This window comes from Microbacterium sp. NPDC028030, from assembly GCF_040637855.1.
GTDB lineage: Bacteria > Actinomycetota > Actinomycetes > Actinomycetales > Microbacteriaceae > Microbacterium.
The window spans coordinates 1,144,349-1,150,856 of the sequence record NZ_JBEZXF010000002.1 but is presented as its reverse complement, the minus strand read 5'-3'; the positions used below and the strand labels follow the sequence as shown (position 1 = coordinate 1,150,856).

At 68.9% G+C, this 6,508-nt stretch carries 7 protein-coding genes; 2 read left to right on the top strand and 5 right to left on the bottom strand.

Features of this window, described 5'->3' with window-relative positions:
- Positions 1-123 precede the first annotated feature (123 nt).
- Genes AB0E56_RS14505 through xseA form a run of 5 tightly spaced genes read right to left on the bottom strand, consistent with a single transcriptional unit; the run spans position 124 to position 4,392 of the window.
- Positions 124-1,518, bottom strand: coding sequence for a class II fumarate hydratase (locus tag AB0E56_RS14505; protein ID WP_359800021.1), 1,395 nt, complete (start codon positions 1,516-1,518; stop codon positions 124-126).
- The gene (locus tag AB0E56_RS14500; RefSeq protein WP_359800019.1) at positions 1,515-2,189 is read right to left on the bottom strand and encodes a carbonic anhydrase; all 675 of its coding nucleotides are present in this window, start codon (positions 2,187-2,189) and stop codon (positions 1,515-1,517) included. Before AB0E56_RS14500 ends, AB0E56_RS14505 begins: the two co-directional genes overlap by 4 nt.
- Complete coding sequence (locus tag AB0E56_RS14495; protein WP_359800017.1) at positions 2,186-2,839, bottom strand: DUF4245 family protein; 654 nt, start codon at positions 2,837-2,839, stop codon at positions 2,186-2,188. Before AB0E56_RS14495 ends, AB0E56_RS14500 begins: the two co-directional genes overlap by 4 nt.
- Entirely contained in the window at positions 2,836-3,078 is a 243-nt protein-coding gene (locus AB0E56_RS14490) for an exodeoxyribonuclease VII small subunit (RefSeq protein ID WP_359800014.1), read from the bottom strand. The genes AB0E56_RS14495 and AB0E56_RS14490 overlap by 4 nt, the downstream gene beginning before the upstream one ends.
- Before the next feature lie 36 nt (positions 3,079-3,114).
- Positions 3,115-4,392: an exodeoxyribonuclease VII large subunit gene (gene xseA / locus AB0E56_RS14485; RefSeq protein ID WP_359800012.1), complete on the bottom strand. Its 1,278-nt coding sequence runs from the start codon at positions 4,390-4,392 to the stop codon at positions 3,115-3,117.
- A gap of 64 nt (positions 4,393-4,456) precedes the next feature.
- Between xseA and AB0E56_RS14480 the strand changes: the two genes are divergently transcribed.
- Together AB0E56_RS14480 and AB0E56_RS14475 are read left to right on the top strand one after the other, a co-directional pair.
- Positions 4,457-5,536: a 4-hydroxy-3-methylbut-2-enyl diphosphate reductase gene (locus tag AB0E56_RS14480; RefSeq protein ID WP_359800010.1), complete on the top strand. Its 1,080-nt coding sequence runs from the start codon at positions 4,457-4,459 to the stop codon at positions 5,534-5,536.
- A gap of 2 nt (positions 5,537-5,538) precedes the next feature.
- On the top strand, positions 5,539-6,330 hold the full coding sequence (locus tag AB0E56_RS14475) for an IclR family transcriptional regulator (RefSeq protein ID WP_359800008.1): 792 nt from the start codon (positions 5,539-5,541) through the stop codon (positions 6,328-6,330).
- Positions 6,331-6,508: the final 178 nt, after the last annotated feature.

Sequence of the window (6,508 nt, the reverse complement as noted above, 5' to 3'; positions counted from 1 at the left end):
AGCGCGGGCCTCGTTGATCCCTCCTCCGGAGCCGTTGAGCACGATCACCGTGGGGCGGGGACCAGGGGAAACGACGGATGCCGCGAGGAGCGAGTCCCCGCGGCATCCGGCGATGTCCGGTGCTCAGCCCGGGTGGGTCATCGACAGCAGGTCGAGCTTCTCGTCGAGCTGCTCGAGCGTGAGGTCGCCGCGCTCGACGTAGCCGAGGTCGATCACGGCGTCGCGCACCGTGATGCCCTTCGCGACGGCGTGCTTGGCGATCTTCGCCGCGGCCTCGTAGCCGATGAGCTTGTTCAGCGGCGTCACGATCGACGGGCTCATGCCGGCGAAAGCCGCGGCCCGCTCGACGTTGGCCTGCAGGCCGTCGATCGTCTTGTCGGCGAGCACGCGCGAGGCGTTGGAGAGCAGGCGGATCGACTCGAGCACCGCCGTGCCCATCACCGGGATCGCGACGTTCAGCTCGAAGGAACCGGATGCTCCGGCCCAGGCGACCGTCGCGTCGTTGCCGATCACGCGGGCGCACACCATGAGCACCGCCTCGGGGACGACCGGGTTGACCTTGCCCGGCATGATCGAGGAGCCGGGCTGCAGGTCGGGGATGTGCAGCTCGCCGAGGCCCGTGTTGGGGCCGGAGCCCATCCAGCGGAGGTCGTTGTTGATCTTGGTCAGCGACACCGCGATGGTGCGCAGCGCGCCGGACGCCTCGACCAGACCGTCGCGGTTCGCCTGCGCCTCGAAGTGATCCTTCGCCTCGGTGATGGGCAGCTCGGTCTCGGCCGCGAGCAGCGCGATGACCTTCTGCGGGAAGCCGAGCGGCGTGTTGATCCCGGTGCCGGTGGCGGTGCCGCCCAGCGGAACCTCGGCCACGCGGGGGAGAGCCGACTGCACGCGCTCGATGCCCAGGCGGATCTGACGGGCGTAGCCGCCGAACTCCTGGCCGAGGGTCACGGGCGTCGCGTCCATGAGGTGCGTGCGACCGGACTTGACCGCGTCCTTCCAGAGCTCCGCCTTCGCCTCGAGGGCGACCGCGAGGTGGTCGAGGGCCGGGATGAGCGTGTCGATGAGTGCCTGCGTGACCGCGATGTGCACCGAGGTGGGGAACACGTCGTTCGACGACTGCGAGGCGTTCACGTGGTCGTTGGGGTGCACAGTCGCGCCGAGGATGCGCGTCGCGAGTGTCGCCAGCACCTCGTTCATGTTCATGTTCGAGGAGGTGCCGGAACCGGTCTGGTAGGTGTCGACGGGGAACTCGCCGTCGTGCGCACCGGAAGCGACCTGGTCGGCGGCCTGCGCGATGGCGTCAGCGATGGCTGCGTCGAGCGTGCCGAGCTCCTTGTTCGCGAGGGCTGCGGCCTTCTTGATGCGAGCGAGCGCAGCGATCTGCGTCGACTCGAGCCCCGTGCCCGAGATCGGGAAGTTCTCCACGGCGCGCTGCGTCTGCGCCCCGTAGAGCGCGTTGACGGGCACCCGCACCTCGCCCATGGTGTCGTGCTCGATGCGGTACTCGGTCTCGGTCATTCCGAACCCTCCTTGGTCACGGGGTCCTGCCCCTCGGTGTCGATGCCGACCGTGATCACGGGCACGGCAGCGCCCTCGGCCAGACGGTAGTTCGCTCCGACGATGCCCAGGCGACCCTCGGCGACGGCGTTGCTGATGATCTCGGACGACTGCAGCAGATCGCGAACGGTGTTGCGCAGATGCTCGATGCCGACCAGCTCCGCGTCGATGTCGGCGACGGTCGTACCGCCGTTCTCGGCCAGCACCTTCCGGGCGGCGGGAACGATCGGCGCGATCAGCTTCCAGATGTGCGGGGGGAGGGGGGCCGCGTCGATCGCGGTGCCGTCGATGGCGGCGCGGACCGCACCGCAGGAGTCGTGCGCGAGCACGACGATCAGCGGCACCTCCAGGACGGCGACCGCGTACTCCAGGCTCGCGACGATCGACTCGCCCATGACCTGACCCGCGTTGCGGACGACGAACAGGTCGCCGAGTCCGAGGTCGAAGATGATCTCGGCGGCGAGGCGCGAGTCGGAGCACCCGAAGAGCGTGGCCACCGGATGCTGGGCAGCGGTGAGGTCCTTGCGTCTGGCGACGTTCTGGTTCGGGTGCTGCGGCTCGTCCGCGACGAAGCGGCGGTTCCCGTCCTGCATCTGCTGCCAGGCCGCGGACGGGGTCAGGGGATGGGTCATGAGGCCTCCGAGATGGCACGGATCTGCGGGACGAGGGATTCGGCGAGTTCGGCCGTGGAGTCGGCGGAGCGGGAACCGTAGAGCAGGATGTAGTCGTCGCCCGCCTGCGTGCCGATGGCGTAGGAGACGTTCGCGTTCGAGTCGGCGTTGCTCGGCTCGAAGACGTCCCATTCGAGTCCGCCGATGCGCACGGTGTCGGTAGGGGCGATGCCGTTCAGCCGCTGTGGTGCCCAGGACGCGTCGGCGTCGAACGCCTGGGCGACCTTGATGAAACCGCGTTCGTCCTGAGCTGCGGGGGCGAGGGTGACCTCCCAGACGACCGTGGCGCCGCTGAGCAGCTTCGCGGAGTTCGCGCGCCAGAAGTCACCCAGCTCGGGGATGAGGACGGGGCTGTCCATGGTGGATTCGACGCCTTCTGCGATGCCGGCCACGTCGACCGGTTTGGCCTCGACCGGTTCTCCGCGCGGCACGGCGAAGATGATGACGGCGACCACGGCGACGGTGACCAGCAGGGCGGCGATGAGGTTCCGAAAGGTCTGACTCGAGCGGTAGGCCTTGCTGGAGGCGGCCTTGCGCGCGGCGGTCTCGTCCGGTGTCTCGGGGCGACCGAGCTCGGCGACGATGGGCGCGCTGGTGTTCTGCTTGCTCATGACTGCGCGCCCGGCGTCTCGGTGTCGGATGCGGCGGCTCTGGCGGCATCGAGGCGGCGCTTCGCCCCGAGGAGCCACTCCTCGCATCGGGCGGCCAGTGCTTCGCCTCGCTCCCAGAGCGCGAGCGAGTGCTCGAGGGTGGGGGAGCCCTGTTCGAGCTCGGCGACGACCTTCACGAGCTCGTCTCGTGCTGCCTCGAACGACAGCGTGTCCACAGGGGTGTCGTTCAGGGCGCTCACTCCTCCATCTTACGTCGTGCGTCGTGGCGGTCCTGCTCAGGCGGACTCGGGGATCTCACCTTCGGAACGGGCAGCCACCGAGCCGCGATCGACCGTGATCGTGAGGGCGCTGCCGGCTGGTGCATCGGCGGCGTCGCGGAGGATCACGCCCCCCTCGAGGTGCGCGATCGCGTACCCGCGGGCGAGCGTCGCGGCGGGGGAGAGGGCGCGCAACGACGCGCGCAATTCGCTCGTACGGCGACCGGCCGCGTCGAGCTGCCTGGTCACGGCATCCCGTCCGCGCGAGAGCTGCAGCCACAGCTCCTGGGCGCGACCGTCGATGAGCGGATCGGGTGAGCGCAGGACGGGACGCGAGCGCAGCTGCTCGAGCTGTGCGATGTCGTGCGTCAGGCGCTGGGTGAGGCGCGTCGTCGCACGGGAGCGCAGCTGGGCGATGAGCGCCCGCTGTTCTCCGACATCGGGCACGACGCGCTTCGCCGCATCGGTCGGGGTCGAGGCGCGCAGATCGGCCGCGTCGTCGAGCAGCGGGTGATCGTTCTCGTGTCCGATCGCGCTGACGACGGGGGTGGAGGCCGCGGCCACCGCCCGAACGAGGCGTTCGTCGCTGAACCCGAGGAGCGTCTGCGGGTCGCCGCCACCTCTGGCGATGATGATGACGTCGACGTCGGGGTCCGCATCGAGCTTGGCGAGTGCCGCGAGAGTGTCGGGTACGCACCGATCGCCCTGTACGGCGGCGTACTCGGTCCGGAAGCGGACCTGCGGCCACCGCAGCTCGGCATTGCGATGCACGTCCTTCTCGGCGTCCGACCGCTCGCCGGTGACCAGTCCGATGACGTGCGGGAGGAACGGGAGACGAGACTTGCGAGCCGGGTCGAAGAGGCCCTCCTGGCGCAGCTGCACCCGGAGTCTCTCGAGACGCTCGAGCTGATCGCCGAGACCCACGTGCTTCATGGCGGAGACGGCGAAGCTGAAGTCGCCGGCCTTGACGAAGTAATCGGCCTTGACGGCGACGACGACATGATCGCCGATGCCGATGTCTGACGGGATGCGCCCGCGCACGCTCGACCACACCCGGATCGAGATCTGCGCATCGGAGCGGGTGTCTTTCAGCCGCGCGAACACGTTGCCGGCGCGCACGTTCCATGACGTGATCTCGCCCTCGACCCACACGGTGTTCCAGCGCGCGATGAAGTCGCGGATGGTCGCGTTGAGTCGGGTGACCGAGGTGGGGGCGTCCGCGGTGGAGTCGCGCGGGGCGACCGAATCGGCCGGCGGCGTCTCGCCGTGTCCCGTCGTCGCTTCGAAGACTGTCATCCGCTCCCGTTCCTGCCCGGAGTCTCCCCGGCCTCGCACAGCTGTGCGGCGGTAGAATTCAGGGGTGACTTCGACTGCTGTTCATCTCCCCATCCCGCGGCTCCCACGTGTACGTGCGGCGGCCGGGCGGCTTCAGGATAACCCGGTGGTCGGACGCAAGCGGGTTCTGCTCGCCGCACCGCGCGGCTATTGCGCCGGTGTCGACCGCGCTGTGGTCGCCGTCGAGAAGGCTCTCGAGCGCTACGGAGCGCCCGTGTACGTGCGCAAGCAGATCGTGCACAACATCCACGTGGTCACCGAGCTCGAGGCGAAGGGGGCGATCTTCGTCGAGGAGGTCGACGAGGTGCCGGAGGGTGCGCATGTCGTGTTCAGCGCACACGGTGTCTCTCCCGCCGTCGTGAACGCGGCATCCGACCGCGGACTCCATGCGATCGACGCCACGTGCCCGCTGGTCACCAAGGTGCATCGCGAGGCCGTGCGCTTCGCGCGGGACGACTTCGAGATCCTGCTCATCGGCCATGACGGGCACGAGGAGGTCGAAGGAACCGCCGGCGAGGCGCCCGACCATGTGACGGTGGTGAACTCTCCGGCCGAGGCCGACACGGTGGTCGTGAAGGACCCCACCAAGGTCGTGTGGCTCTCGCAGACCACGCTCTCCGTGGACGAGACGATGGAGACGGTCAATCGTCTGCGCACGCGCTTCCCCGAGCTGCACAACCCGCCGTCCGATGACATCTGCTACGCCACGCAGAACCGTCAGGTCGCGATCAAGAAGGTCGCAGCCGGTGCCGACCTCGTGATCGTCGTCGGCTCGTCGAACTCCTCCAACAGCGTGCGCCTGGTCGAGGTCGCCCTCGAGTACGGCGCGAAGGCCGCATACCGCGTCGACTACGCGGAGGAGATCCAGCAGGAGTGGCTCGACGGCGTCGAGACCATCGGCGTCACCAGCGGCGCGTCGGTGCCGGAGGTCCTCGTGCGCGAGGTGCTCGATGCGATCGGCGACGCCGGATACCGAGACGTCGAAGAGGTGAAGACCGCGGAAGAGGACCTCATGTTCTCGCTCCCGAAGGAACTTCGTCACGATGCTTCCGGTCAGCGCGACGACCGTGCACTCGGCGGTCGTGCCACTGGAGGAGGCGCGTAGCGTTGAGCGCCGCGGAAGCGGAGCCGACCCTCATCGGGTCGGTGCAGCGCGCGCTGCGGCTGGTCGACATCGTCGCCAATTCGCCTCGCCCGCTTCCGGCCAAGATGCTGGCGGCGATCACGGGGCTGACGCCGGGAACGACGTACAACCTCGTGCGCACCCTCATCCACGAGGGGTATCTGAGTGCCGAGCCGGACGGACTGGTGCTCGGCTCCCGGTTCCCCTCGTTCCAGACCCAGCTGGACTCGCGGGGAGTGTTCCTCGCCAGGGTGCGCTCGGCTCTGCGCGACGTCACGGAGGATCTCGGCGCGACCGCGTACCTCTCGCGTTTCGACGACGGCGAGATGCACCTGGTGGACATCGTCGACGCGGTCCGCAACCCCAGGGTCGAGCTGTGGGTCGGCCTGCAGTCCAGCGCCCATGCGACGGCCCTGGGAAAGCAGATCCTCGCAGATCTGCCGGACGATCAACGTCTCGACTACCTCTCCCGGCACCGCCTCGAGGAGCTCACACCGCGCACCATCAGCGATCGCAGGACGCTGTTGACGCAGCTCGAGCACTCGCCGGGATGGGCCGTCGATCACGAGGAATACGCCGTCGGTGCGACGTGCGTCGCGGTCCCCGTGATCGCCCCGGGTGTCACCGCTTCGCTCGCGATCTCGTTGCCTGCCGATCGCGCGGTGGTCGATCGTCGCCTCGTGTCGACGCTGCAGCGTGCGGCGCAGCGGCTCTCGCTGCAGTTGGGCGCCGATTCCCTCGACACCGGCGCAGAGGGCGGAGAGTTCACTATCTGAAGATGCGGCCCTGGTGCTCTGGCATGCGTTTTCCTATGATCGGGAGAGTAGCGGCAAACATGAACGCTACTGATCACCCCAGGCGTCCCCAGCGCCCGTGGTCAATCTGGATGAGAAGCGTCCCCAGCGCTTCACGTCCGCGGCCCCGAGGAGTCCCCACTTCTCCGGGGCCGCTATC

Coding starts and splice junctions, on each gene's coding strand:
- AB0E56_RS14505 (WP_359800021.1), bottom strand. CDS start 1,518: ATGACCGAGACCGAGTACCGCATCGAGCACGACACCATGGGCGAGGTG.
- xseA (WP_359800012.1), bottom strand. CDS start 4,392: ATGACAGTCTTCGAAGCGACGACGGGACACGGCGAGACGCCGCCGGCC.
- AB0E56_RS14500 (WP_359800019.1), bottom strand. CDS start 2,189: ATGACCCATCCCCTGACCCCGTCCGCGGCCTGGCAGCAGATGCAGGAC.
- AB0E56_RS14495 (WP_359800017.1), bottom strand. CDS start 2,839: ATGAGCAAGCAGAACACCAGCGCGCCCATCGTCGCCGAGCTCGGTCGC.